Source organism: Mycolicibacterium brumae (assembly GCF_025215495.1).
GTDB lineage: Bacteria > Actinomycetota > Actinomycetes > Mycobacteriales > Mycobacteriaceae > Mycobacterium > Mycobacterium brumae.
Map to the genome: position 1 here is coordinate 1,916,296 of NZ_CP104302.1, position 24,349 is coordinate 1,940,644.

The following is a 24,349-nucleotide window of genomic DNA, read 5'->3' on the forward strand; positions in this document are numbered from 1 at the left end:
CCTCGGCATCGGATTACATTGGGCCGCATGCCGACTTTCGACCCGAAGCTGTCACTGCACGGTGACGCGGCCATGTACCAGTGGGGCGCGCACCCGCTGACCGACGGGTCGGTGGCCTATCTGCAGCCAAACGGCGGATTGGGCGAGTCCAACGTCGGCCTCGTCGTCGGCGACGGCGCCTCCTGCGTGATCGACACCTGCTGGGATCCCACCCAGGCCCGGCGGATGCTCGCGGAGTTCGATCCATGGCTGGCCGACAATCCGATCACCACCGTGGTCAACACCCACAGCAACGGCGACCACTGGTGGGGCAACTCGCTGATGCCCGACGAGGCTGTCATCGTCACCTCGAAGGCGTCGCTGGGCGCCATGCGCGACGAATCACCGCTGGCGCTGACGGCCATGCGGGCCTCCCTCGGGCTGGCCTGCCGGCTACCGCTGCCGGGACGATGGGGACGCACCACCCGGCAGGGCAATCACGAGTTCGCGCCGTTCGATTTCGCCTCGGTGCGACGGCGCTTCCCCGACACCACCTTCACCGGCCGCACCGAGCTGAACGTCGGCGGCCGGGTGCTGGAGTTGCGCGAAGTCGGACCCGCGCACACCGCCGGGGATCTGATGGTCTTCGACCACGGTTCCGGCGTGGTGTTCGGCGGGGACATCTTGTTCATCGACCAGACCCCGATCATGTGGGAGGGGCCCGCGCAGAACTGGGTGGCCGCGCTGGAGCAGATCATCACGTTCGGCCCCACCTGCATCGTGCCCGGGCACGGGCCGCTGGCCACCCTCGGTCAGGTGGAGAGCCTGCGGACCTACTTCCAGTGGCTGGCCGAGCGGGCCGAGCACTTCCACGCCAAGGGTGAGTCGGCGCAGGACGCGACGCTGGACATGCTGCGCTCTGAGGAGTTCGCGACCAGCAACTGGGCCACCTGGCGGCGTCCGGAGGTGCTGGTGGCGGGGGTGGGCGCGGAGTACCGACGGCTGGACGGCAAGACCGGGTCGCCCAATCAGTTCGCCATGGCGAACACGATGATCGCGATCCGCTCGGTCGCCGAAGCGCTGGCCCGATAACGCGAACCGGCGATGCTCAGCGGTCGTCAGGACCTGGTGGAGGTGCGGCCAGCCGGGTTGGTGAACGTGATCCCGTCCACGGTCCACAGGCCTTCGGGCGACAGCCACTTGTCGCCCACCCAGCGGAACTGGAGTCCGTCGAACGAGAAGCAGCCCGGGCCGCAATCCTCGGCGGCCGTCACCCGATAGCTTTGGCCACATCCCGCGCCAAGGCGCCGAACATTGCCGGTGTGGAGCGCCGAGTGTCTGCCATTCCACCGAATGCGGTCGCCGAAGCGCTGGTCCGATAACGCGAACGGCCCACCGGGCGCCTTTCGGCGGCCGATGGGCCGATGCGACTAAGCCGCTATTTACACCGGGTAGTTATTGCACGAGGTCGCGACCGAGGCGAACATCGCCGAGTACGGCGCCACCTGGTCGGCATTGGCGTTCAGCATCTTCTGACGCTGGTCCGGCGAGGAGTTCACCAGCTGCTGCACCCAGCCGCTGAGCTCCGGGTTGCCGTTGACGAAACCGGCCTCAAACGGGTACTCGGTGTTCAGCGCCTGCTGGACCTGCGAGTAGGTGCAGGTCGAGTTGGCGATGGTGTCGAAATCCGGGTTCGCCGAAGCGATGCCCGAGCCGAGGAACAGCCCGGCGCTCGCCACACCCGCGGCGACAAGAATGGTCTTCTTCATTGATTACTCCCCTAGCGCCCTCGTCGGGACTGTCGATTGCAATCTGGTCTCCGGCCGCTGATCAGCGCCGTTGAAAGTTATATAGCCAGGCTACCAGGATTCGTTACCTGGTAGTTACCCCGAATATCGCGGGCTATGTCACAGGTGGAACGAGGCGCCGCGACTCAGGTCAGGGTGAGGAACTGCCCGTTGATCCACACGCCCCAGTGCCCGCCGGAGGGCAGCCAACCCCACACCACCGGCTGGTCCAGCCAGGTCTCGGCGGGCTTGCGCGGCGCCCAGGCCGGCGCGACCGGATCGGGGTTGCCCGCCGGGTCGGCGACGGCGACACCCGCGCCGAGTCCAAGGCTGGATCCGAGCAGTGCGGCGGCGACGGCGACCTTGGCGGCATCGGACATCTTCATCAGTGATCACCCGGGCTCATTGGTAGGAACTTAGCTGGCCAAAGTTTAACGCAGACGGCCGCGTCGGGTGCTCCCCCGGGGCCTGATCGGCGGACCGGGTGCGGCGGGTGGCGATTACTAGGTAGACTGGTCTACCTAGTAAGGAGGTGGGCGGTGCCCAAGACTCACGGTCCGGCGCGACGGCGGATCCTGGACGCCGCGGCGCGGCGCTTCTACAACGACGGCGTCACCGCGACGGGCATCGACACCATCACCGCCACCGCCGGCGTGGCCAAGATGAGCCTGTACAACAACTTCGCCTCCAAAGCCGACCTGGTGGCCGCCTATCTGACCGAGCGTCATGACGAATGGTTGGGCTTGTACGCCCGCCGCTGCGTGGGCGCCGATAGCGCGCAGGCCCGGATCCTGGCGGTGTTCGACGCCTACCTCGACCATGCCGAGATGGCCTACGAGAAGGGCTTCCGCGGCTGCGGGCTGCTCAACGCGGCCGCCGAGCTGCCGGCCGGCAGCCCCGGTCGCGAGGCGGTCCGCGAGCACAAGGCCGAGGTGGAGCAGATCCTGCGCACCGAACTGACCCGCATCCGGCCCTACGCCGAGGCTGCCGCGCTGGCCGAACACCTGTCCTTCCTGCTCGAGGGCGCCATGGCCCGCGCGGGCCTGGACGGCTCCGCGGAGCGGTTGACCCGCGCCCGGGCCATCGCCGTCGGCCTGATTTCGTGACGGCGCAGGAGCGACGCGGGGTCCTCGCCATCGCCGCGGCCGCCACGCTGTGGGGCACCACCGGAACCGCGGCGGCCTACGCGCCGGCGGTGAGTTCGCTGGCCATCGGCGCGGGCGCCATGGGCGTCGGCGGTCTGCTGCAGGCCGCCGTCTACGCCCCCGAGATCCGGCGCAACCGATCCGAGCTGCGCTCGCATTGGGTCACCGTGCTGGTCGGCGGATTGTGCGTGGTCATCTACCCGCTGGCGTTCTACAGCTCCATGCGGGTGGCCGGCGTCGCGCTGGGCAATGTGGTGTCGCTGGCCTCGGCGCCGCTGGCGTCGGCGCTGATCGAGCGGGTGCTCGACGGGCGGGCGCTGACCCGGCGCTGGATGCTGGCCTGCCTGCTCGGCATCGGCGGCGCCGCGCTGATGTGCCTGCCGCACGGCGGCCAGACGCCCGGGACCGGATCGCCGACCCTGGGTGTCGCGTTGGGCCTGATCGCCGGGCTCACCTACGCGGGCTACTCCCGCGCGCTGCGGAGCCTGCTGGCCCACCGCGTCGACCGCAAGGCCGCCACCGGCGCGGTGTTCGGCGTCGGTGGCGCGGCGCTGATGCCGATCCTGGTGATCGCCGGCGGCGCCGCGGTGGCGACGTCGCCGCGGGCGCTGCTGGTCATCGGATATCTGGCGGTGATCCCGATGTTCGTCGGCTATCTGCTGTTCAGCCGCGGGCTGGCCGGTGTGGACGCGACGACGGCGACCACCATCACCCTCATCGAACCCGCGGTGGCGACCCTGACGGCGATGGTCTTCCTCGGCGAAATGCTCACCGGCGCCGGCTGGCTCGGTCTGGTCCTGCTGGCCGCGGCGTTGGCTCTGCTGCTCGTTCCCGGTCGATCACCGCGATCACCCGGCGGCACCAGGCGAGATTCTCTCGTTCGAAGCTGAGGCCGCGGATCAGGTTCAGGTACGGGCCCACGCGCGCCGCCCCGGCCAGGAACTGCTCCTCATTGCGTCCGTCGAGCAGCTCGGCCTGACGTCGTTCATAGTGCGCGAGTTTGGCTTCGGCCAGGCCGATCCGCGCGATCAGCGCCTCGCGCACCGCGGCGGCATCGCCGACGTCGATCGCCTGGACGGCCACCAGCAGGTCCTCGCGGATGGCGCCCGGCTTCGGCGTCGCGGCGGTGAACCGGCGAAGCTGCTCGCGGCCGGCGTCGGTGAGCGAGAACAGGTGCTTGTTCGGCCGGCGGTCCTGCTCGACGAGCCGGGCCGCGATCAGCCCGTCGGAGGCCATCCGCTCCAGCTCGCGGTACAGCTGTTGAGGGGTGGCCATCCAGAAGTTGGCCACCGAGCTGTCGAAATCCTTGGCGAGGTCGTAGCCGGAGGCCTCGCCGTCGAGCAGAGCGGCCAGGATCGCATCGCGCAGTGCCATGTGCGCAGAATAACAACAAAACGATTAGTCATATTTTTGACTAGGTAACTTGCCTTGCTTATCGTCGCCTTAATCAACTAATTGAGTAGGTGGAGGCGAGATGACGATGGGCTCCGAGACCGGCGCGCAGGCGCCGCGGCGCCGGGTGGACCGGCTGCGGGTGCTGCGCGAATTCGTCACCCACCCGGGCACCTGGATGCTGCCGATGCTGGTCGTGCTGGTGCTCGCAGTGACCGTCCCCGCGGTGTACCTGGGCGGCACCATCGACCCGCCGGGCAATGTGCGCGACCTCCCGGTCGGGCTGGTCGTCGAGCCGCAAACCATCGCCGATCCGCACGGCTCCCCGGCGGAAGAACTGGCGGCCGTCATCACCGCGCAGGTCGACTCCGAGGCCATCGCACTGCGCCGACTGGACCCCGACGAGGAGAAGCGGCTGATCGGCAACGGCTCGCTCTACGGCGCGGTCCGCATCCCGGCCGACTTCGACGCCCAGATCGCGGCGCTGCGCAGCGGCGCCCCCGGAACGCCGGTGCATCCGGTGGTGCGCCTGGACACCAACCCGGCCACCGGGGCGATGGTCGCGGGCCTGATCTCCGGCCAGCTGAACCCGGTGCTGTCGGCCGCCGCCGAGCAACTGGGCCGCGAACTGCTCACCGCGGCGCCGCCGGAGACGACGACCGCCGCGGCCTCGGCGCTGGCCGCGCCGTTCTCGGTGGTCGCCGCGCCACTGGACCCGCTGCCCGGCAACACCGGCATGGGCACCAGCGCCTTCTACTACGCCGTCGTGCTGGTGCTGCTCGGATTGGTGGGGGCCTCGGCCATCCAGCCGCTGATCGACGCCTCCAGCGGGTTCCTGCCAACCGAGATCGGGCCCGTCGTGCGCCGCCGCCCGTACCTGCACCTGAGCCGGCTGCAAAGCCTGGTCAGCAAATGGCTGATCATGGTCGTCTCGGCGCCGATCGCCGCGGCGCTCGCGCAACTGATGGCCGGGCCGGTGCTGGGTATGCCGATCGACCGGCCCTGGGCGCTGTGGCTGTTCGGCACGACGACGGTCGCCGCCGTCGGCATCGGCGCGCTCACCGTGTTCGCCTGCTTCGGCGCGCTCGGGCCACTGATCAACATGTTCTTCTTCGTCGCGCTCGCCATGCCCTCCTCGGCCGGCACCGTTCCGCTGGAAGCCGTTCCCGGCTTCTACCGCGCCATCGCCCACGTCGAGCCGATGCGGCCGGTGGTGCGGGGCCTGCGCGCCATCCTGTACTTCGACTCCGCGCCCGGATCCGGGCTGAGTTCGGCCTGGTGGACGGTCGCCGGTCTGGCGGCGGTGGCCATCGCAATCGGGCTGATCGCGGTCCGCGCGTTCGACCGGGTCGCGGCGTCGGCCCGGCATCCGGAGATGAACCCGGCCCGGCCGCGCCCGGTCGCCAAGCACCGGGCCCGGCCCCCGGTCGCCGCCCCGGACTACGCGCCGGCCTGCGCGGGCGTCGGGTCGACCAGCGGCCGCTGACCGCCGCGCTGGGCCGCTGCCCCGGCGACCACCACGAACCCCATGCCCAGCAACTGCGGAACCGACGGCTTCTGGTGCAGCACAATCAATCCGATCAGCGTGCCGAACCCCGGTTCCAGCGCGGCCAGCGTGCCGAACGCGGCCGGCGTCATCCGGCGCAGCGCGACCATCTCCAACGCGAACGGGATCACCGGCAGCAGCAGCGCCAGCCCGAACGCCGCCGCGATCACGGTCAGATCGATGTGCCCGACGGCCTGCGGAACGCCGAGGACGGCGGCGGCCAGCGCGGCGACCGGGATGGTCAGGCTCAAGCCCTTGATGCCGGAGAAGCGATCGCCGATCCGTTGGGTCAACAGGATGTAGCTGGCCCAGAACACCGCCCCCACCGCGGCGAAGCCCACCCCGGCGAGGTTGACCGATCCGTGCCACGGCTCGGTGAGCAGCAGCACACCGGCCATCGCCAACGCCGGCCAGATCAGCGCCTGGCGGCTCTGACTGCGCACCGCCGCCACCATCAACGGTCCGAGGAACTCGATGGCCACCGCGGTGCCCAGCGGGATCCGGTCGATCGCCGCCAGGAACACCACGCTCATCAGCCCGGACACCACCCCGAGCGCCAGCAGTGGCGCCACGTCCCGGCGGCGGACATCGCGCAGCGGCGGCCGGGCCAGCAGCACGAAGATGACCGCGCCGGCGCTCAGCCGCAGCCACGCGGTGCCCGCCGCGCCCAGTTGCGCGATCAACCCGACCGACAGCGCCGAACCCAGCTGGACCGACAGCATCGCGGCCACCGCCAGGATCCACGGCGGGATTGTCGCGGGGGATCCGGTGGCGTTCACCGACTGTCCCGGAACGTCTTCCAGTCCCCGATCTCGCGGAGACGGCGGCGCTGGGCGGCGGCCGCCGGAACGTCCAGTGGGCGGCCCCGGCGCCGCAGTTCGGCGTTGACGCGTTCCCGGGTCTGCACCGGATCGTCGTCGTCGTACTTGAACTTCGCCTCCACCCGCAGCACCGCCAGCCGAACACCGCGAATGCCGAGCAGCATCCGCCCGTACGGCGCTTCGCCGACAGCGGCCTCGCCGTGCCGGCCCTCGGGCTGGAAGTCGGCCAATTGCGCGTTGAGCACATCGGACTTGCCCTGCGGATCATCGACAATCGTTGGGCGGCAGACGAATTGGACACTGGTGTAGTAGCTGGTCGGCACCCCGTCGGCGCTGCGGTCCGGATCCTCGGCGCGCCAATACCCCGGGATGTAGGCGTAGTCGCCGAACAGCGCGAACCGCGTCTCGGCTGCGGCCTCCAGGTGCCGCCACACCGGATTCGGCCGGGCCAGGTGCAGCAGCAACTCACCGCCGACGAAGCTGGCGTGGGTCGGGATCAGGATCGGCGCTTGCGCCGGATCCAGATTGTTGACCGCGAGCACGCCGAACCGGTCCGTGCCGGCCAGCCAGTCCCGCCACTCGTCGTCGTCGACCGTGGCGTCCCAGGGATGAATCAGCATCTCAGCTCTCCCCTGCGGTCTCGGGCAGCCAACGGACCGCGACCTGGGCGTCGGGCCGCAGCGCCCGCAGCCTCGCGATGAGATCATCAGCGGCGCAACGCAACTCATCGTCGGACATCGGAGACAGCGCGTCCAGGATGAACAACGCCGAGGTCGTCTCGTCGGTGAGCTGGGTGCGCCGCGCCTGACGCCAGTTCCACCGGCGGCAGGTCACCCCCGCGTCATCGCGCCAGACGACCTCGCCCGGATCGGGATGCTCGACGACAAGCTCCCCACCCGCGACGGTGTCGAAGGTCTCGGCGCCGTCGGCCCGGATCAGTTGCGGCGGGCCGACGTAGCGGGACAGGTCCTCGCCGCCAATGGGCAGCTGATGGAGCACGGAGATCGCGTTGTAGAGGTCGGTGAGCCGATTCACCCGCGGCAACCCCGTCCCGGCGCGCCGCGTCAGCGCCTCCACACTGTTGCGGGTGCGCGCGGGCTTGGCGCCGAAGGCGCGGTACGCCTCGCGCCAGGAGGCGATATTGGGCGACTCCTCGACCGGTCCGGCGGCGAGCAGCGCGGCGGCCGAGGCCTCCGCGGCGGCGAGCAGCGCCTCGGTCGCCGGGTCCGACGGCCCGGCGGGCAGTCCGTCCACCGCGATCAGCACCGCGCGGTAGTCCGGCCGCAACGTCAGCACGGCGGCGTCGACGCGGGCGCCGGCGAGGAACTCGGCGAGTGTCGCGGCGTCAGTCATGGGAGGGCTCCGTTCGGGTGGGCGTGGCGCCGACGCCGGGCTCGAACACCGCCAAGGTGAAACGGCACGGGCCGGCGTGCGGATTGGCGTAGGCGTGGTCGACGTCGCCCGGAAAGGACACGGCGTCACCGGAATTCAGCTCGAACGACTCGCCGTCGACCTCGACGGTCAGGGTCCCGTCGAGCACGTGGATCAGTTCCCGGGTGTCGGGGGTGTGCGCCTCGCTGGCGTGCCGCTCCCCCGGCGCCATGGTCCAGTCCCAGAGCTCGACCACATCCGGAGGCGTGGTGCCGGCCACCAGCACCCCGCGGCCGCCGGCGTCACCGGTCCACAGCGTGGCGCCGTCACCGGCGCGGATGACCCGCACCGGCGCGCGTTCGGGGGCGGCCACCAGCGCGGGCAGTCCGACGCCCAGCGCGTCGGCCAGGCGCAACAGGGTGCCGACGCTCGGATTGACCGCGCCCTGCTCGACGCTGACCACCATCCGCCGGCTCACCGAGGCCGCGGTGGCCAACTGATCCAGCGTCCAGCCGCGGGTTTGGCGCTCCTGGCGCACCCGGGCGCCGATCGCGGCGGCCAGCCGGGCGGCGTCGTCATCCATGTAGTGCATGATACTGCACTATTTGGTTCTGTGGTTCACGGTTTCGTCGCGAGTGCGCGCGGCCGACCACCGCGTCGCCGCACCGCCCGCCGGCGGCTGCGCATAGTGTTGCCCCGTGGCAGCTGAGGCGCCGGCGTGAACCGCGAGGCCCCGCGGAGTCAGCGCGCCGCGGTGGCCACCTGGGCGCTGTGGGACTTCGGGGCGACGGGCCTCAACGCCGTCGTCATCACCTTTGTCTTCTCGGTCTATCTCACCGAACAGGTCGGCGCCGGGCTGCCCGGCGACAGCACACCCGCCAGCTGGCTGGGCCGGGCGCTGACCATCGCCGGAGTGTGCGTGGCGCTGCTGGCGCCGGCCACCGGCGTCCTGGTCAACGCCGCGGCCCGACGACGAACGGCGCTGGCCGTGCTCACCGGGCTGGTGGTCGCGTTGACCGCGATGATGGGCCTGATTCGGGCCGACCACAGCTACTTCCTCGCCGGCCTGGCGCTGCTGGCCGGCGCCGCCGCGTGCAGCGATCTGGCCACCGTGCCCTACAACGCCATGCTCCGCGGGCTCTCCGACGGGACCAACTCCGGCAAGATCTCCGGACTCGGCTCGGGCGCCGGGTTAGCGCTGCTGCGCGGCCTCGGCGGCGACGCGACCCGGCTGCTCTACACGGTGGGCTGGCACGAGGTCCCACTGCCGGCCGAACTCGGGACGGTGGACGGCACCTGGTTGATCGCCGGGTTCAACGAGCGAGGAACGAGCGAGGCAGAGGCCCGGCGCCACGGCAGAGCCGGGTTCAACGAGCTCGCCGACCAGCTGGCCAGCTGCATCCCGTTCGACCCGAGCGCCGACGCCATGACGCTGGGCCAGGTGCTGGCCGACGCGCAGGAGCGCGGGGGGTGCCGTTCGCCGGCGTGGTGTGGCGGCCGCGCCAAACCGCGCCGGGCGAATCCGTCGCCGACGCGGCGGCGCGGCTGGACGCCGAGATCGAGAACCTGCTCAGCGCGGTGCACACCGCGGCCGGTGGCCGGGTGAAACTGCCCGGCGGACTGTGGATCGTCACCGAACGGGCGGTGGCCTGTGAATCCGGGGAACCCGTCGACCCGGTCCAGGCCGCGCTGTGGGGCTTCGGCCGGACCACCATCAACGAGGAGCCCGCGCTGCGGGTCCGACTGGTGGACGGCGACGGCACACCGGAGGCGGCGCGGGCGCTGGCCCGGCTGCTGGCGGCGCCGGTGAACGAGCCGGAACTCGCGGTGCGCCAAGGCAAACTGCTGGCCTCACGGTTGCTGCCGTGGGCGCGCAGCGGCCTGCTCGGCGTCCCGCACGGCGGCGACTTCGTGCTGGCGCCCACCGAGCGCGGCGCGATCGACAACCTGCGGCTGACCGAGGCCGAGGTGGCCGCACCCGACCCGGAATACGTTCAGGTGCGGGTGGAGGCCGCGGGCCTGAACTTCCGCGATGTGCTGAACGTGCTGGGGCTCTACCCCGGTGACCCGGGCCCGATCGGCGGCGACTTCGCCGGCGTGGTGACCCAGATCGGCGACGGGGTCACCGGAGTCGAGGTGGGCCAACGGGTGTACGGCTCCATGCAGGGCGCGTTCGCCAGCCGGTTCAACGTGCCGGGCCAGTTCCTGGCGCCGATCCCGGACGGGGTCAGCGCGGTGGAGGCCGCCACCATCCCGGCTGCGGCGCTGACGGTCCGGCTGGCGTTCGATTGGGCGCAGGTGCGCCCCGGCGACAAGGTGCTGATCCACGCGGCCAGCGGCGGAGTCGGACTGGCGGCCGTGCAGATGGCGAAGGCCAAAGGCGCCACCGTGTTCGCCACCGCCAGCGCCTTCAAGCGAGCCACGCTGCGCGAACTCGGTGTCGAGCACGTCTATGACTCGCGGACAACGGATTTCGCCGACCAGATCCTCGCCGACACCGACGGCGCCGGCGTGGACGTGGTGCTCAACAGCCTGACCAACGAAGGGTTCATCGAGGCGACGCTGAAGGCCACCGCGCAGGGCGGCCGGTTCGCCGAGATCGCCAAGCGCGACATCTGGTCGGCCGAGCAGATGGCGGAGGCGCGTCCGGACATCGACTACGAGATCGTCGCGCTGGACACGGTGATGTTCACCGACCCCAACCGGATCCGCGACCTGCTCACCGAGGTGTCCGACGGGTTGGCCAACGGCGAGTGGACACCGCTGCCCGCGGAGATCTACCCGATCACCGAGGCGCGGGCGGCGTTCCGGCGCATGCAGCAGGCCCGGCACATCGGCAAGATCGTGCTGCAGATCCCGGCGCCGCTGGCGCCGCGCGCCGACCGCAGCTATCTGATCACCGGTGGCCTCGGCGCGATCGGTCTGCACACCGCGTCGTATCTGGCCCAGCGGGGCGCCGGCGACATCGTGCTGACCAGCCGCCGCTCCCCGGACCCGGACGCCCAGCGGCAGATCGACGAGATCACCGAGCGGCACAAGTGCCGGATCCACGTGCACACCGCCGACGTCGGCGACCGCGCCCAGGTGTCGGCGCTGCTGGACCGGATCCGCGCCGAATTGCCGCCGCTGGCCGGCATCGCGCACCTGGCGGGCGTGCTGGATGACGCGCTGCTGTCGAGCCAGGATCTGGGCCGATTCCACACCACGCTGTCGGCCAAGGCCTACGGCGCGTGCCACCTGGACCGCCTGACTGCCGACGACGCGTTGGACTTCTTTATCGTGTCCTCCTCGGTGTCCAGCCTGTTCGGCTCGCCCGGGCAGGCCAACTACGCGACCGCCAACGCGCTGCTCGACGGTCTGGTCGCCGGTCGCCACGCCCGCGGCCTGCCCGCCACCGGGATCAACTTCGGTCCGTGGGGCGACGGCGGCATGGCATCCTCGGAGGCCGCGCGCGCGAACATCACCGCGCAGGGGCTGATCCCGTTGGAGCCGTCGGCGGCGCTGGCGGCGCTGACCGAGGTCGTCACCAGCGGCGTCGGGCAGGCGGCGATCATCAAGGCCAACTGGCAGCGGGCCGCGAAGGTGCTCGGCAGCTCCCGTCCGCCGATCCTGGACCTGGTGCTGCCGCGCGCGGCCGGCGAGCTGACCGGCGACAGCGAACTGCTCAAGAAGCTGCAGGACATCCCGGTCGCCCAGCGGGCCGGATTCGTCACCGAGTTCCTGCAGAGCGAGGTGCAGAACTTCCTGCGGCTGGCCCAGCCGCCGGCGGCGACCAGCCGGTTCCTGGACCTGGGCACCGACTCACTGATGGCGATCGAATTGCGCAACCGGCTGGACAGCCAGTTTGGCGGCGCGTTCACCATCAACGCCACCGCGGTGTTCGACTACCCCACCATCGGCGGGCTGGCCGAATATCTGGTGGGGCAGTTGCCGGACGCGGAAGGGGCCGAGGCAGAGTGATGCCATGCCCCAGCCCGCGAACATGCTGCCCCCGGGACCGCCCGAGGACATCCTCAACTTCGTCAACGACGGCGACCAACTGGTGGCGCCGCTGGCCCTCGGCGAGCCGCCGACCCTGATCAAGGTTCTCGAGGACAACTGCGAGCGGTTCACCGGGGTGCGGATCCACCAGATGGACCCGCTGGCGCCGCACCGCTACATCCGCGGCGAGTGCGGTGACCACCTGCGCCACGTCGGCTACTACCTCGGGCCCGGGTCGCGGCAGGCGTTCTGGGACGGCGCCTGCGACCTGGTGCCCAACCACTTCTCCGAGATGCCGCTGATCCTGCGCCGGGTCGACCCGACGCTGGTGCTGGCCCGCGCCGCCGGTCCCGACGAGCACGGCTACTTCAGCCTCGGCACGAATTCCGACTACACCGCCACCTTCATCGGGCACGTGCCGTTCTTCCTCGAGGTCAGCCCCGAGGTGCCGTTCACCTACGGCAGCAACCTGATTCACCACAGCCAGCTGGCCGGCTGGACCCGCACCGACGCCGGTTTTCCCGACATCGCCAGCCGGGCGCCGTCGCCGACCGACCTGGCGATCGCCGAACTGGTCGCCGACCGGATCTCCGACGGCTGCTGCATCCAGGTCGGCATCGGGTCGGTGCCCGACGCGCTGCTGGGCGCCCTGCACAACCACCGCGACCTCGGCATCCACACCGAGGTGATGGCCGACGGGCTGATGAACCTGGTGCTCTCCGGCGCGGCCACCGGCGCCCGCAAGCACCACCACCGCAACAAGCACGTGTCCACCTTCGCCATCGGCAGCCCCGAGCTGCTGCGCTGGCTGGACCACAACGCGGCGGTCAGCATGTCCGCGGTGGACTGGACCAACGACCCCCGCGTCATCGCCCAGGAACCCAACTTCGTCTCCATCAACGCCACCACCGAGGTCGACCTGATGGGCCAGGCCGCCAGCGAGACCATCGCCGGCCGCTACTGGTCGTCCTCGGGCGGGCAGGCCGACTTCGCCCGCGGCGCGATGTACTCCGAGAACGGCAAGGCGTTCCTGGTGCTGCACTCGACGACCAGCAAGGGCGTCGGGCGGATCCGGGCCACCCTGACCCCGGGCAGCGTCGTCACCACGCTGAAGAACACCGTCGACCACGTCGTCACCGAATACGGCGTGGCCGAACTGCGCGGCCACAGTCTGCACGAACGCGCGAAGCGGCTGATCGCGATCGCCCACCCCGACCACCGCGACGAGCTTGCCTTCGAGGCGCGCCGAATCGGACTGCTGCACTGAGGCGGTCGCCGCGATACCGTCAGCCATGGCAAATTCGCTGACCTCCAAGCTCGACGGCGCCGCCCCCGCGGTGTTGAGCCTGTTCCGCGCCGTGATCGGCCTGCTGTTCGCGATGCACGGCACCATGAAACTGTTCGGCTGGCCGTTGGGCCCGCCGATGGAATTCGGCAGCTGGCCGGCCTGGTGGTCCGGACTGATCGAACTCGTCGTCGGTGTGCTGGTGCTGATCGGCCTGTTCACCCGGGAGGCCGCGTTCATTGGCTCGGGCACCATGGCCGTCGCGTACTTCTGGCAGCACCAGCCGGAGGGTTTCTGGCCGATCGTCAACCAGGGTGAGCCGGCGGTGCTGTTCTGCTTCGCGTTCTTCCTGCTGGTTTTCACCGGCCCGGGCTCGATCGCGGTGTCCCGCAAGTAACGCCCCGGACACGGTTTCCCCCGGGCGGCGGCCCGCGGATTCGGCTTGCCCTGAGCACCGCGTGATTCTTCGGTAAGTTTCAACGCATGTCTGAGGCTTCAGCCGGGTCCCGGCCCTGCAGCATCGGTGTGCTCACCAGTGGCGGCGACGCCCCCGGGATGAACGCCGCGGTGCGGGCCGCCATCCGAGCGGCGTCGTTCCACGGGGTGAACTCTTTCGCGGTGCACGAAGGGCTCAAGGGCCTGGTGTACGGCGGGGACCTGATCAAGCAGGCCGACCCGGCCGACACCGGCGGCATCCTGCGCCGCGGCGGCACCGTCATCGGCACCGCGCGCTGCAAGGAATTCCGCACCCGGGACGGCCGGCGCGCGGCCGCCCGCAATATGGTCGAGCGGGGCATCGACGCGCTGGTCGCCATCGGCGGCGACGGCACCCTGACCGGCTGCGACGTGTTCCGCGGCGAATGGCCGGAACTGCTCGCCGAACTGGTCGACAGCGGTGAGATCTCCGCCGAGGCCGCCGCCGCGCATCCGTCGCTGCGGCTGGTCGGCGTCGTCGGCTCCATCGACAACGACATGTACGGCACCGATATGACCATCGGCGCGGACACCGCGCTGCATCGGATCGTGGAGGCCATCGACGCGCTGCGCAGCACCGCCTCCAGCCACCAGCGCACCTTCGTCGTCGAGGTGATGGGCCGGCACTGCGGCTACCTGGCGTTGATGGCGTCGCTGGCCACCGCCGCGAACTGGGTGTTCCTGCCCGAACAGCCGCCGGCGGAGAATTGGGCCGCGGAGATGTGTCGCGATATCAAGGCCGGCCGCGACATCGGCCGCCGGCAGAGCATCGTGGTGGTGGCCGAGGGCGCCGCCGACCTGGACGGCAACCCGATCACCTCGCAGACCATCAACGACCTGCTGGAGACCGAACTCGGCGAGGACGCCCGCATCACCATCCTCGGGCACGTCCAGCGCGGCGGCTCCCCCAGCGCGTTCGACCGGTACCTGGGCACCCTGATGGGCGCCGCGGCCGTTGAGCAACTCATCAACGAGGAGCCCGGCACCTCCGCGCAGCTGATCGGGCTGCGGGAGAACCGGGTGGTCGCCTCGCCGCTGATGGAATGCGTGGAACGCACCCGGGCGGTCGCCGAACGCATCAAGGAGCGCGACTTCGAAGGCGCGATGCGGTTGCGCGGCGGCAGTTTTCACAACTCCTACCGGATCCTGCGGACCATCCAGCAGGCCGCCCCGAAGACCAACACCGCCACCGGCCGTCGGCACCGGGTGGCGATCATCCACGGCGGCGGCCCGGCCCCCGGGATGAACTCCGCGGCCCGGGCGTTCGTCCGGCTGACCCTGGACCACGGCGCCACCCCGCTGGCGGTCCGGCGCGGTTTCCGCGGCCTGCGCCGCGGCGACATCCAGGAGATGCGCTGGATGGACGTCAGCGGCTGGGTGTCCGACGGCGGCGCGGAACTCGGCACCAACCGGTACGTGCCCACCGACGCGGATATGCCGCTGATCGCCGAACAGCTCGCCGCGCACCGCGTCGACGCGCTGCTGGTGGCCGGCGGCTGGTCGGCGTACAAGGCCGCCTACGCGCTGCACACCCATCGCACCAAGTTCAAGGACCTCGACATCCCGATCGTCTGCATGCCGATGACGATCGCCAACAATGTGCCCGGCACCGAGTTGAGCATCGGCAGCGACACCGCGCTGAACAGCATCATCGGCGACCTGGACAAGATCCAGCAGTCCGCGGTGGCCACCCGGCGGGTGTTCGTCGTCGAGGTGATGGGCCACGACTGCGGCTACCTGGCGCTGATGTCGGGCCTGTCCTCGGGCGCCGAGCGGATCTACATGCCGGAGACCGGAATTCGGCTCGATGACCTCACCGCCGACATCCGCACCATGGAGACCAACTTCCGCTCCGGCAAGCGGCTGGGCATGGTGGTCCGCGGTGAAGGCGCCGACCCGGTGTACACCACCGAATTCCTCACCGCGCTGTTCGAGAAGGAAGGCGGGAACCTGTTCGACGCCCGCGCCGCGGTGCTGGGCCACGTGCAGGAGGGCGGCGACCCGTCGCCGTTCGACCGGATCCACGCCACCACCCTGACCGCGCACTGCCTGAAGTACCTGAGCGAGAAGCTGGAATCCGGATCACGGGCCAGCGCCATGCTCGGCATGCAGTCCGGTCACCTGCAGTTCACCGACCTGACCAGCTACCCCATCCTGGTGGAGAAGGACGTCGAACGGCCGGTCGAGCAGCGCTGGATGCAGCACATTCGGCTCGCCGAAATCATGTGCAGCTGAGGGGCGTTTCGGTGTGTGACGTCGACGGCTCGGCGCTGCCCGCCGATCCGGGCGAGGCGAGGGCGGTGCGCGCGATCATCGACGACCTCGGGCTGCCGGGGATCGTCGACGTGCACACCCACTTCATGCCGCAGCAGGTGATGCGCAAGGTGTGGGGGTATTTCGACCGCGTCGGCGAGCGCGGCGCGCCCTGGCCGATCACCTACCGGCACGACGAGCAGGTCCGGCTGGACACCCTGCGCGGCTTCGGCGTGCAGACGTTCAGCTCGCTGGTGTACCCGCACAAACCCGAGATGGCGCAGTGGCTCAATGGCTGGGCCGCCGAATTCGCCGCCCGCACCCCGGACTGCCTGCACAGCGCCACCTTCTACCCGGAGCCGTCGGCGGCCGACTATGTGCCGGCCGCCATCGCGTCCGGCGCCCGAATCTTCAAGTCCCACATTCAGGTTGGCGGCTACGACCCGCGCGACCCGCTGCTGGAGCCGGTCTGGTCGACGCTGGAGCAGGCGCAGGTCCCGGTGGTCATCCACGCCGGCTCCGGACCCGAACCCGGTCCCTTCACCGGCCCGGAACCGGTCGCCGAGGTGCTGCGGCGACACCCCGACCTGGTGCTGATCATCGCGCACATGGGTGTCCCGGAGTACCGCGAGTTCCTCGATATCGCCGAGCGTCACCCGTCGGTGCGCATGGACACCACCATGGTGTTCACCGACTTCACCGAGGTGATGGACCCGTTCCCGCGCGGGGAGCTGCCGCGGCTGCGCGACCTGGGCGATCGGATCTTGTTCGGCAGCGACTTCCCCAACATCCCGTACCGCTACCGGCACGCCATCGAGTCGTTGATCGACCTGGACCTCGGCGACGAGTGGCTTTCCGGGGTGCTCCACGGCAACGCCCGGGCGCTGTTCGGCTGACCGTGATCCGGGCGGGGTGCCGTGTGGTCGGTTGGTGAGAAGTGTTGGCTGGCGGCCTCATCGGAACGTTGGCGCACTATCCATCGAGTGAGAGATGCTGCACGTCAGTGAGAAACGTTGGCGCACAGCTTCATCGAGTGAGAAACGTCGTACATTGGTGAGAAACGTTGGCGCACAGGCATATCCAGTGAGAAGCCACGTCGGCTAGTGAGAACTGAGGTACGTCGTTGAGAAATCTGGGAGGTGATTTTCATCGAGTGAGAAATACGGGCGGGGGTTACTCGCACAACGTGTACACCAGTTCTCAATCGATGGAAAAGGCCGCCAACACTTCTCACGAAGCGACCTCAGTTCTCAAACGCCGCCATGAGTTCTCAGTCGATGAAGGACCCCGCCAGGAGTTCTCACTGCCCTGCGTCAGTTCTCAGTCGATGGCGCCGGCGGCCAGCGACCAGCGATCAGCTGGAGAACGGATCAGAGCTCGACGGTCAGCCGCTGCACCGTCATCGCCTCCAGCGCGTCCAGGTCGACGACGGCGCCGCTGCCGGCCCCCGGCGGAACCACCACGCAGCCGTCGTCGAGCTCGAAGCGCTGCGTGATGTCGGTGTCGAAGTACCGCTTGGTCGCCGAAATATCGCCCGGCAACGTGAAATTCGGCAGCGCGGCCAGCGCCAGGTTGGCGGCGCGGCCGATCCCGGATTCCAGCACCCCGCCGCAGAACACCGGAATGCCCTGGGCCAGGCACAGATCGTGGATCGCGCGGGCCTCCAGGTAACCGCCGACCCGCGCCGGCTTGATATTGACCACGCTGCAGGCGCCCAGCGCCAGCGCGGTCGCGGCGTCGTGCAGGCCGTTGATCGACTCGTCCAGGCACACCGGGGTGGCGATCCGGTCCGCGAGGTTGGCGTGTGACACCAGGTCCCGCGCCGGGAATGGCTGCTCCAGCAGCACCAGGTTGAACTCGTCGAGTCGGCGCAGCGTGGTCAGATCGCTCATCCGGTAGGCCTGGTTGGCGTCGACCTGCAACGCCAACTCATCGCCGAACCTCGCCCGGACCGCGGCCACCGGCTCCAGGTCCCACCCGGGCGCGATCTTCAGTTTGATCCGCTGGTACCCCTCGTCGAGGTAGCCGCCGACCCAGTCCAGCAGCACATCGATGCTGTCGGGGATGCCGACGGACACCCCGACCGGGATCCGGGTGCGCTGCCCGCCCAGGTAGTCGACCATCGGCATACCGCGGCGGCGCAATTCGGCGTCGAGCACGGCGGACTCCAGCGCCGCGCGGGCCAGCACATTGCCGGGCACGTCGGCGAGCAGGCCGTGCGCCTGCGCGCCGGAGATCGGCCCGTCGTGGGCGGCCAGCAGCGGGGCTAGCACCTCCGCGATGACCGTGCGCGCCCCGTCCAGGGTTTCGGCGTAGAACGCCGGGTACGGGTCGGCGGCGCATTCGGCCCAGCCGTCCACCCCGTCGGCGGTCCACCGCACGATCAGCACCTCCCGCGCCGTCTCCACCGCGCGCGAGGTCTTGAACGGCCGGACCAGCGGAATGTCGACCCGCCGCAACTCAATTCGACTGGACAACGCGTCAATCCCTTCCCAATAGATAGCTGCCGTCGACGAAACCCATCACCCGGTAGCCGTCACGCTGGGCGTCTTGCATGACGGCCCGCACACCGAGGCGCCACTGGTGTGAACGCGCCGGATCGCTGCGCCGCACGGCTTCGATGTCCGGCGGGGTCTGCACCAGCCACGGCCCCGGCGCGGCCGGCCTGAGCAGGGGTTCCAGATCCGGTCCGGCGGCCAGCACGACGGTCGCTTCCGGCGGCGCCGTGACGGACGGGCGGGGATCGGCGAAGTCCCACACCACGACGAATCGGTCGGTCAGGTCCCCGGCGTTCACCGCGTCGGTCATCGGCGGATAGAAGTCCGGCACGAACTCGTCGATGTGCGCGCCGAGCCGGTTCAGATTGAAATGCGCGTTGCGCCGGATCAGCGGATCGTAGGTCCACCGCATCCGGGTGGCCCCGTGCTCGATCGCCCAATCCCGTTGCGCCAGTTTGAGGGCCACCCCGACGCCCCGGCCGGCCGCCGAGCCCGCGACCCCGGCGATCAGCGAATACAACTCCGGGGTGTTGGGCGCGCCGGCGATCCCCACCGTCAGACCGATCAGCTCGTCGCCCGAGTACGCGCCCAGCACGCATCCGCCGGCGTGACCGAGGGCCAGCAGCACGTCGGCCTGCAGCGGCGCGGCCTCGTGCGCGGTGCCCCAGATGCCGGCCAACAGCGCTGCCCCGGCCACGCATTCGTCCCCGGTGTGCAACTCCCGCATGGTCACCGCGGCGCGCTGCAGCGCCGCCTCGGTGGATGGCGCGCCCGCGGCGGAACCTCGCTCGTTGCCCATGCCGGATAGTTAACCTGACTCCGGTGAGCTCCTCGACCGCAACGGTCATCCGGAATGTCGCGCGCGGCCCGCGGATGCGCCGGATCACCGTTCACGTCGATGATCCGGGCGCCCTGGCGGCGCCGCCGGAGGCCGACGCCGCGGTCGGGATCTACTTCGGCGGCCCCGACGGGCCCGGGCGGACCTACTCGATCCGCGCGCTGCGCGACGGCGGCGCCGCGCTGGAGGTCGAGGTGTGCCTGCACAGTCACGGGCCCGGCGCCGACTGGGCGACCCGAGCCCAACCCGGTGACCGGGTGCTGCTCGACCACCCCAACAGCTGGCACCGCCCACCACCGGACGCCGGCTGGCAGTTGCTGATCGCCGACCTCGCCGGGCTGCCGGCGCTGTGCCGGATCGTCGAGGAACTGCCTGCCGCCGGGCGGGCCATCGTGGTCGTGGAGGTGATCGACGACGCCGACCTCGCCCTGCTGCCGTCGCACCCGGGAGTGAGCCTGCACGCCGCCGACGGCGGCAACGGGCAAGGCCCGAGCGGGCTGGTCCAGATGGCGGCCGGCCTCGCGGCGCCGGACAGTCCCGGCTATCTCTGGTTCGCCGGGGAGTCGGGCCAGGCGCGGTTGGCGCGCAAGCACTTTCGCGCATTGGGCTGGACCCCGGATCGCTACGACATCACCGGCTACTGGCGCGCCGACGCCGAAGCGTGGAACGCCCGGTTCGCCCCGGTGGCCGAGGCCATGATGGAGCTCTACCGCCGGGCGGTCGCCGACGGCGCCAGCGTCAAGGCCGCGATGGAAGCCGTCGACGACGCGCTGGAACGCGAAGGCCTCTGATCAGCGCCGCTCGAGCAGGGCGCGCACCTCGGCCTCCAGGAGCGCCAACCGGTCCGCGGCCGCCGCGTGCGGAACCGTGCCGTCCCGGCAGCCCAGCACCACCTCCAGGTAGCACTTGAGCTTCGGTTCGGTGCCCGACGGCCGAACGATCACCCGGTCCCCCGCGTCGGTGCGGTAGATCAACGCGTCGGTGGCCGGCAGGCCCGATCCGGGTTGCGTCAGGTCCTCGCGGTCGACCACCGCGGCGCCGGCCAACTCCGGCACCGCGGCGGCGCGCAGCCGCGCCATCGTCGCCGCGATCTCGGCGGTGTCGTCGAACCGCAGACTCACCGCGGCGGTGGCGTGCAGACCGTGCGCTCGGGCCAACTCGTCGAGCAGGTCGGTGGGGCGCAACCCTCGGCCACCCAGGCCCTCGACCAGGGTGACCAGCCGCAGCATGGCCCCGATGCCGTCCTTGTCGCGGACCGCCTCCGGGTCGGTGCAGTAGCCGATCGCCTCCTCGTAGCCGAACCGCAGGCCGGGGGTGCGGGCAATCCACTTGAACCCGGTCAGCGTGACCGCCGACGCCAGGCCGTGCGCGGCCGCGATCTTGGCCAGCAGGGTGCTCGACACCACCGAACACGCGAGGGCGTCCCCGGTCCGGGAGGAGTCCGCGGCGGCCTGCTCCCCCAGCAGCGCGCCGATCTGATCCCCGGACAGCTGCCGCCACCGGCCATCGGCGTCCGGGACCGCCGCCGAGCAGCGGTCCGCGTCGGGGTCCAGCGCGATCACCAGATCCGCGCCCACTCGGGCCGCCAGCGTCAGCGCCCGGTCCAGTGCGCCGGGCTCCTCCGGGTTGGGGAAGCCCACGGTGGGGAATTCCGGGTCCGGCTCGAACTGCTCGGCGACCACCCGCACGTCGGGGACACGGGCGCGGCGCAACGCCTCCAGCGCCGGGGCGCCGCCGACGCCGTGCATGGCCGTGAGCACCACCCGCACCGGCGAGGGCCCGGGGTCGCGGCGGTAGCCGGCCACCCGGTCCAGGTACGCATCCAGCAGCTCGGCGCCGAGGTCGACGATGCCGGTGGCGCTGCGCGGGACCTCGTCGGCCGGCGGCGCGGCGGCGATGAGCGCGGCGATCTGCGCGTCGGTCGGCCCGACGATCTGCGCCCCACACCCGTCGGCGTCGGTGGCGCGGCCACCGAGGTACACCTTGTAGCCATTGTCGGCCGCCGGATTGTGCGACGCGGTGATCATCACCCCGGCATCGGCGCCGGTCGCGCGCACCGCGAAGGCGGTGACCGGGGTCGGCAGCCGCTTCGGCAGCGCCAGCACCGTCAGCCCCGTCCCGGACAGCACCTCGGCGGCGGCGTCGAAGAACTGCGCGGAGCCGTTGCGGGCGTCGCATCCCAGCACCACCCGGGCGTCCGGGCCGACCCGGTCACGCAGGTATGCCGCCAATCCGGCCGTCGCCCGGATCACCACCGCGGTGTTCATCCGGGACTGGCCCGCGCCCACCTGCCCGCGCAGGCCGGCGGTGCCGAACTCCAGCGGGCCGGTGAACCGAGAAGCCAACTCGGCGAAGGCGTCGGGGTCACCTGCGCGGGCGGAATCGATCAGCGCGCCGAGCTCGGCGCGGGTCACCGGATCGGGATCGTGGCGACGCCAATCGGCGGCCGTCGCGATCGGATCGGTCACTCCGGCAGCCCGGCCAGCACCGCCGCCGACGCCGACAAACCGAGCCGGGTCGCGCCCGCGGCGATCATCGCCACCGCGTCCTGCGCGGTGCGGATACCGCCGGAAGCCTTGACGCCCAACCGATCCCCCACCGTCTCGGCCATCAGCGCGACGGCGTGGGCGCTGGCCCCGCCGGCCGGGTGGAACCCGGTGGAGGTTTTCACGAAGTCGGCGCCGGCGGCCTCCGCGGCGCGGCAGCAGCCGACGATCTGCTCATCGGTCAGCGCCGCCGACTCGATGATGACCTTCAGCAGCACCGGTGCTGGGCAGGCAGCGCGCACGGCGGCGATCTCGGCGCGGATCGCCTCGAAGTCGCCGGTGACCGCGTGGGCCAGGTTGATCACCATGTCCACCTCGTCCGCGCCGCGGGCCACCGAATCGGCGGCCTCGGCGGCCTTGACTGCCGGCTGATGCGCGCCGGACGGGAAGCCGCACACCGTGGCGACCGCGAGTCCGTCCGGCGTCCGCACCGGGAGCATGCTGGGCGAGACACACACCGAGAAAACGCCCAGGGCGGCCGCCTCGGCGATCAGCGCGTCGACCTGGTCGGGAGTGGCCTCCGGCTTGAGCAGGGTGTGGTCGATGAGGGCGGCGACGGTCGCGCGGTCGGCGGGCATCGCCGGTCAGCCGTTCTTCGCCAGTGTCGCCGAACACTCGACGGTGACCTCGTCGGCGACTTTCAGCGTGCCCATCATCAGGGAGAACGGTTTGAGGCCGAAATCGCTCTGCCGCAGCGACGTCCGGCTCTCCAGCCGCCACTGGCCGCCGTCGTCGGCGACGCTCACCTCCACGGTCACGGGCCGTTCGGCGCCGTGAATGCGCAGCGTCCCGGCCGCCCGGTACCCGCCGTCGATGGCGGTGACATCCTGCGAGCTGAACTCGATGGACGGGTATTTCTTGGCGTCGAACACCTTCAGCGCATTGGAGCGGACCACGCCCTTCTCCGGCCCGGACAGCGGGGTGACCCCACCCTCACCCTTGCGGACCTGCAGCGAGTCGACCTCGGCGGTCAAGCTCGCCGACACCGGCGCGCCGTCGACCCAGTCGGCCTGCGCCGACCAAGACGTCAGGTCGATGGTCAGCCGATGCCCCATCTTCGCCGCGCGCCCGCCGACACCGGTGAGTATCGTCAACGCGCCGTTTTCCGGACCGATCCGCCAGGATTCGTTGCTCACCGGTTCACCCTATCGGCGGGCGAACGCACAGGTATCAACTAGCATCCCCAGTCATGGGGGTTCGACCGGTTGACGCGCCGCATCGGTTGCCGAAACGTCTGCGCACGCGGGCGAAGCTGGTCGACGCCGCGGTCCGGCTGGTCGCCCACCGCGGTTACGAGAACACCACCGTCGACCAGATCGCCGGAGCGGTGGACGTCTCCCCGCGAACCGTCGCAAACCACTTCCCCAGCAAGGACCAACTGCTGGTCGCCCTGGTCGAGGGCATGGCCGCGGCGATCGAGGCCGAGTTCCTCCGGCTTCCCGACGATGTGCCGGTGCTGGCGGCGCTGTGCCGCGCGCACGCCGTCGCCCTGGAAAATGTCGCCAACAGCGGCGCCGACATCGGCGTGGACCGGGTCGCGGTGTTGCTGTCGACCGTCAAGGACGCCCCGCGGCTGCAGATGCAGATCATGACCAGGCTGTTGGAGCAGGTCGCGGACCCGGTGGCCAGGCGATTGGGATTGGATCCGCGCGACCGCCAGGTGAGTCTGATCGCCGGACTCTGGGTGGGCGTGGCCCGCTGCGCCTGGAGTGACCTCGGCGCGGAGGTGACCGTTCCGGGGATGACCTCGCGGGACATGGCCCTATTGCTCAACGACCAGTTGCAGGAGTCGGTGGCCGCCATGGCCGCGCTCGGGCGCGGCTAGATACCTTGCCAGGTCTCGTCGATCATGTCGCCGACGTGGATGACCTGCGCCTTCTTCGACTCCGGTGAGTCAATCTGGTCGCAGACATGGGCGGCGGTGAAGCGGCGGATTTCCTCGTCCACGCCGCCGATGATCCGCACGATCTCCCCGCGCAGCGACTTCGACGACACGTGCACGCTGATGTCCGACGGCCGCGGCTTGGCGACGTCGAGGATCAGCAACAGCGGCTCCGCGGCGCGGGCCACGGCGCGGACCAGCACCTCGCCGTCGACGTTGAAGCGCTGCTTGTCCAGCCGCAGGTCCACCAGCAGTTCGATGTCCAGCGGGATGCGGATGGTGAAGGTGATGGCCTCGCCGAGGTGCCGGGTGGCCTTCGGCTGGCCGATATTGACGTTGGCGGTCACCTTCGCCAGTTTGCCGGGCCCCTGGGCCATCGGCCCGAGGGTGAACGCGTCCCCGGCGATGGCGGCGAAGGAGTCGGCGATGCGCTCTTCGGTCACCGCGACCTCGAAGAACTTGCGGCCCCACTCCTCGTAGGTGATGAACTCGTAGTTGTCCATAGTGTCCAATACGTTCTCACGCCCGTCATCGACAGTTGGCGATTTCGC

23 protein-coding genes and 3 pseudogenes are annotated in these 24,349 nt (G+C 70.6%); 12 read left to right on the forward strand and 14 right to left on the reverse strand.

From position 1 onward, the window contains the following. Positions 1-27 precede the first annotated feature (27 nt). Positions 28-1,071 carry an MBL fold metallo-hydrolase gene (locus tag L2Z93_RS09315; protein WP_090591800.1) on the forward strand — a complete coding sequence of 348 codons (1,044 nt, stop codon included), beginning with the start codon at positions 28-30 and terminating at the stop codon, positions 1,069-1,071. 26 nt (positions 1,072-1,097) lie between these two features. Here the strand turns inward: L2Z93_RS09315 and L2Z93_RS09320 are convergent, their stop codons facing one another. From L2Z93_RS09320 to L2Z93_RS09330, 3 genes are all read right to left on the reverse strand, one after another. Beyond that, a complete protein-coding gene (locus L2Z93_RS09320) occupies positions 1,098-1,253 on the reverse strand; it encodes a hypothetical protein (RefSeq protein ID WP_162562008.1) in 156 nt (51 codons plus the stop codon). Positions 1,254-1,421: 168 nt separating this feature from the next. Beyond that, positions 1,422-1,748 (reverse strand): hemophore-related protein, encoded by a 327-nt coding sequence (locus L2Z93_RS09325; RefSeq protein WP_090591804.1) that lies wholly within the window; start codon positions 1,746-1,748, stop codon positions 1,422-1,424. A gap of 164 nt (positions 1,749-1,912) precedes the next feature. After that, entirely contained in the window at positions 1,913-2,152 is a 240-nt protein-coding gene (locus L2Z93_RS09330; RefSeq protein WP_090591807.1) for a hypothetical protein, read from the reverse strand. A gap of 153 nt (positions 2,153-2,305) precedes the next feature. On the opposite strand from L2Z93_RS09330, the gene L2Z93_RS09335 reads away from it, so the two are divergent. Both L2Z93_RS09335 and L2Z93_RS09340 read left to right on the forward strand, forming a co-directional pair. Then, positions 2,306-2,872: a TetR/AcrR family transcriptional regulator gene (locus L2Z93_RS09335; protein ID WP_202971885.1), complete on the forward strand. Its 567-nt coding sequence runs from the start codon at positions 2,306-2,308 to the stop codon at positions 2,870-2,872. Next, positions 2,869-3,678 (forward strand): annotated as a pseudogene (locus L2Z93_RS09340) (DMT family transporter); the annotation flags it as partial. The gene L2Z93_RS09335 and the pseudogene L2Z93_RS09340, both read left to right, overlap by 4 nt. A gap of 1 nt (position 3,679) precedes the next feature. Here L2Z93_RS09340 and L2Z93_RS09345 read toward each other — a convergent pair. Next, the gene (locus L2Z93_RS09345) at positions 3,680-4,285 is read right to left on the reverse strand and encodes a PadR family transcriptional regulator (RefSeq protein ID WP_090591815.1); all 606 of its coding nucleotides are present in this window, start codon (positions 4,283-4,285) and stop codon (positions 3,680-3,682) included. A gap of 100 nt (positions 4,286-4,385) precedes the next feature. On the opposite strand from L2Z93_RS09345, the gene L2Z93_RS09350 reads away from it, so the two are divergent. Further along, the gene (locus tag L2Z93_RS09350; protein ID WP_090591819.1) at positions 4,386-5,789 is read left to right on the forward strand and encodes a YhgE/Pip domain-containing protein; all 1,404 of its coding nucleotides are present in this window, start codon (positions 4,386-4,388) and stop codon (positions 5,787-5,789) included. Here L2Z93_RS09350 and L2Z93_RS09355 read toward each other — a convergent pair. Genes L2Z93_RS09355 through L2Z93_RS09370 form a run of 4 tightly spaced genes read right to left on the reverse strand, consistent with a single transcriptional unit; the run spans position 5,744 to position 8,624 of the window. Next, the gene (locus L2Z93_RS09355; protein WP_234786224.1) at positions 5,744-6,628 is read right to left on the reverse strand and encodes an EamA family transporter; all 885 of its coding nucleotides are present in this window, start codon (positions 6,626-6,628) and stop codon (positions 5,744-5,746) included. The genes L2Z93_RS09350 and L2Z93_RS09355 overlap by 46 nt on opposite strands. Then, positions 6,625-7,290 (reverse strand): FMN-binding negative transcriptional regulator, encoded by a 666-nt coding sequence (locus L2Z93_RS09360; RefSeq protein ID WP_090591823.1) that lies wholly within the window; start codon positions 7,288-7,290, stop codon positions 6,625-6,627. Before L2Z93_RS09360 ends, L2Z93_RS09355 begins: the two co-directional genes overlap by 4 nt. Before the next feature lies 1 nt (position 7,291). Beyond that, on the reverse strand, positions 7,292-8,023 hold the full coding sequence (locus L2Z93_RS09365) for a B3/B4 domain-containing protein (RefSeq protein ID WP_090591827.1): 732 nt from the start codon (positions 8,021-8,023) through the stop codon (positions 7,292-7,294). Further along, on the reverse strand, positions 8,016-8,624 hold the full coding sequence (locus tag L2Z93_RS09370) for a helix-turn-helix domain-containing protein (RefSeq protein ID WP_202971886.1): 609 nt from the start codon (positions 8,622-8,624) through the stop codon (positions 8,016-8,018). The genes L2Z93_RS09365 and L2Z93_RS09370 overlap by 8 nt, the downstream gene beginning before the upstream one ends. Positions 8,625-8,759: 135 nt before the next feature. On the opposite strand from L2Z93_RS09370, the pseudogene L2Z93_RS09375 reads away from it, so the two are divergent. From L2Z93_RS09375 to L2Z93_RS09400, 6 genes and pseudogenes are all read left to right on the forward strand, one after another. Further along, positions 8,760-9,233: pseudogene (locus tag L2Z93_RS09375) on the forward strand (MFS transporter); the annotation flags it as partial. A 3-nt stretch (positions 9,234-9,236) separates the two neighbouring features. Then, positions 9,237-12,001 (forward strand): annotated as a pseudogene (locus tag L2Z93_RS09380) (SDR family NAD(P)-dependent oxidoreductase); the annotation flags it as partial. A gap of 4 nt (positions 12,002-12,005) precedes the next feature. Further along, a complete protein-coding gene (locus L2Z93_RS09385) occupies positions 12,006-13,289 on the forward strand; it encodes an acetyl-CoA hydrolase/transferase family protein (RefSeq protein WP_234786225.1) in 1,284 nt (427 codons plus the stop codon). Between the two features lie 25 nt (positions 13,290-13,314). Continuing rightward, positions 13,315-13,704 carry a DoxX family protein gene (locus tag L2Z93_RS09390; RefSeq protein ID WP_090591835.1) on the forward strand — a complete coding sequence of 130 codons (390 nt, stop codon included), beginning with the start codon at positions 13,315-13,317 and terminating at the stop codon, positions 13,702-13,704. An 86-nt stretch (positions 13,705-13,790) separates the two neighbouring features. Next, the gene (locus L2Z93_RS09395) at positions 13,791-16,016 is read left to right on the forward strand and encodes a 6-phosphofructokinase (protein WP_090591839.1); all 2,226 of its coding nucleotides are present in this window, start codon (positions 13,791-13,793) and stop codon (positions 16,014-16,016) included. Positions 16,017-16,027: 11 nt separating this feature from the next. After that, positions 16,028-16,930 carry an amidohydrolase family protein gene (locus L2Z93_RS09400; RefSeq protein WP_090591843.1) on the forward strand — a complete coding sequence of 301 codons (903 nt, stop codon included), beginning with the start codon at positions 16,028-16,030 and terminating at the stop codon, positions 16,928-16,930. Between the two features lie 474 nt (positions 16,931-17,404). On the opposite strand, the gene menC is transcribed toward L2Z93_RS09400, so the two are convergent. Both menC and L2Z93_RS09410 read right to left on the reverse strand, forming a co-directional pair. Then, a complete protein-coding gene (gene menC / locus L2Z93_RS09405; protein WP_090591846.1) occupies positions 17,405-18,511 on the reverse strand; it encodes an o-succinylbenzoate synthase in 1,107 nt (368 codons plus the stop codon). Between the two features lie 4 nt (positions 18,512-18,515). Next, on the reverse strand, positions 18,516-19,331 hold the full coding sequence (locus L2Z93_RS09410; protein ID WP_090591850.1) for a hypothetical protein: 816 nt from the start codon (positions 19,329-19,331) through the stop codon (positions 18,516-18,518). A gap of 23 nt (positions 19,332-19,354) precedes the next feature. On the opposite strand from L2Z93_RS09410, the gene L2Z93_RS09415 reads away from it, so the two are divergent. Next, positions 19,355-20,161 (forward strand): siderophore-interacting protein, encoded by an 807-nt coding sequence (locus L2Z93_RS09415; RefSeq protein WP_090591853.1) that lies wholly within the window; start codon positions 19,355-19,357, stop codon positions 20,159-20,161. Here L2Z93_RS09415 and L2Z93_RS09420 read toward each other — a convergent pair whose 3' ends face one another. From L2Z93_RS09420 to L2Z93_RS09430, 3 genes are read right to left on the reverse strand one after another with little or no spacing between them, the layout of a single operon-like run. Further along, positions 20,162-21,838 carry a phospho-sugar mutase gene (locus L2Z93_RS09420; RefSeq protein ID WP_090591857.1) on the reverse strand — a complete coding sequence of 559 codons (1,677 nt, stop codon included), beginning with the start codon at positions 21,836-21,838 and terminating at the stop codon, positions 20,162-20,164. It lies immediately after the preceding gene. Further along, a complete protein-coding gene (deoC, locus tag L2Z93_RS09425) occupies positions 21,835-22,494 on the reverse strand; it encodes a deoxyribose-phosphate aldolase (protein WP_090591860.1) in 660 nt (219 codons plus the stop codon). Before deoC ends, L2Z93_RS09420 begins: the two co-directional genes overlap by 4 nt. A 6-nt stretch (positions 22,495-22,500) precedes the next feature. Continuing rightward, positions 22,501-23,052 (reverse strand): YceI family protein, encoded by a 552-nt coding sequence (locus L2Z93_RS09430; RefSeq protein WP_234786226.1) that lies wholly within the window; start codon positions 23,050-23,052, stop codon positions 22,501-22,503. A gap of 53 nt (positions 23,053-23,105) precedes the next feature. On the opposite strand from L2Z93_RS09430, the gene L2Z93_RS09435 reads away from it, so the two are divergent. Next, entirely contained in the window at positions 23,106-23,741 is a 636-nt protein-coding gene (locus tag L2Z93_RS09435) for a TetR/AcrR family transcriptional regulator (protein ID WP_090591864.1), read from the forward strand. Here the strand turns inward: L2Z93_RS09435 and L2Z93_RS09440 are convergent. Next, positions 23,738-24,301 (reverse strand): hypothetical protein, encoded by a 564-nt coding sequence (locus L2Z93_RS09440; RefSeq protein WP_090591867.1) that lies wholly within the window; start codon positions 24,299-24,301, stop codon positions 23,738-23,740. The genes L2Z93_RS09435 and L2Z93_RS09440 overlap by 4 nt on opposite strands. Between the last annotated feature and the right edge of the window lie 48 nt (positions 24,302-24,349).

Excerpts from the sequence above, each read along its gene's own strand:
- L2Z93_RS09315 (WP_090591800.1), top strand. The coding sequence starts at position 28 with ATGCCGACTTTCGACCCGAAGCTGTCACTGCACGGTGACGCGGCCATG.
- L2Z93_RS09325 (WP_090591804.1), bottom strand. The coding sequence starts at position 1,748 with ATGAAGAAGACCATTCTTGTCGCCGCGGGTGTGGCGAGCGCCGGGCTG.
- L2Z93_RS09330 (WP_090591807.1), bottom strand. The coding sequence starts at position 2,152 with ATGAAGATGTCCGATGCCGCCAAGGTCGCCGTCGCCGCCGCACTGCTC.
- L2Z93_RS09345 (WP_090591815.1), bottom strand. The coding sequence starts at position 4,285 with ATGGCACTGCGCGATGCGATCCTGGCCGCTCTGCTCGACGGCGAGGCC.
- L2Z93_RS09350 (WP_090591819.1), top strand. The coding sequence starts at position 4,386 with ATGACGATGGGCTCCGAGACCGGCGCGCAGGCGCCGCGGCGCCGGGTG.
- L2Z93_RS09360 (WP_090591823.1), bottom strand. The coding sequence starts at position 7,290 with ATGCTGATTCATCCCTGGGACGCCACGGTCGACGACGACGAGTGGCGG.
- L2Z93_RS09365 (WP_090591827.1), bottom strand. The coding sequence starts at position 8,023 with ATGACTGACGCCGCGACACTCGCCGAGTTCCTCGCCGGCGCCCGCGTC.
- L2Z93_RS09370 (WP_202971886.1), bottom strand. The coding sequence starts at position 8,624 with ATGGATGACGACGCCGCCCGGCTGGCCGCCGCGATCGGCGCCCGGGTG.
- L2Z93_RS09385 (WP_234786225.1), top strand. The coding sequence starts at position 12,006 with ATGCCCCAGCCCGCGAACATGCTGCCCCCGGGACCGCCCGAGGACATC.
- L2Z93_RS09390 (WP_090591835.1), top strand. The coding sequence starts at position 13,315 with ATGGCAAATTCGCTGACCTCCAAGCTCGACGGCGCCGCCCCCGCGGTG.
- L2Z93_RS09395 (WP_090591839.1), top strand. The coding sequence starts at position 13,791 with ATGTCTGAGGCTTCAGCCGGGTCCCGGCCCTGCAGCATCGGTGTGCTC.
- L2Z93_RS09410 (WP_090591850.1), bottom strand. The coding sequence starts at position 19,331 with ATGGGCAACGAGCGAGGTTCCGCCGCGGGCGCGCCATCCACCGAGGCG.
- deoC (WP_090591860.1), bottom strand. The coding sequence starts at position 22,494 with ATGCCCGCCGACCGCGCGACCGTCGCCGCCCTCATCGACCACACCCTG.
- L2Z93_RS09435 (WP_090591864.1), top strand. The coding sequence starts at position 23,106 with ATGGGGGTTCGACCGGTTGACGCGCCGCATCGGTTGCCGAAACGTCTG.
- L2Z93_RS09440 (WP_090591867.1), bottom strand. The coding sequence starts at position 24,301 with ATGGACAACTACGAGTTCATCACCTACGAGGAGTGGGGCCGCAAGTTC.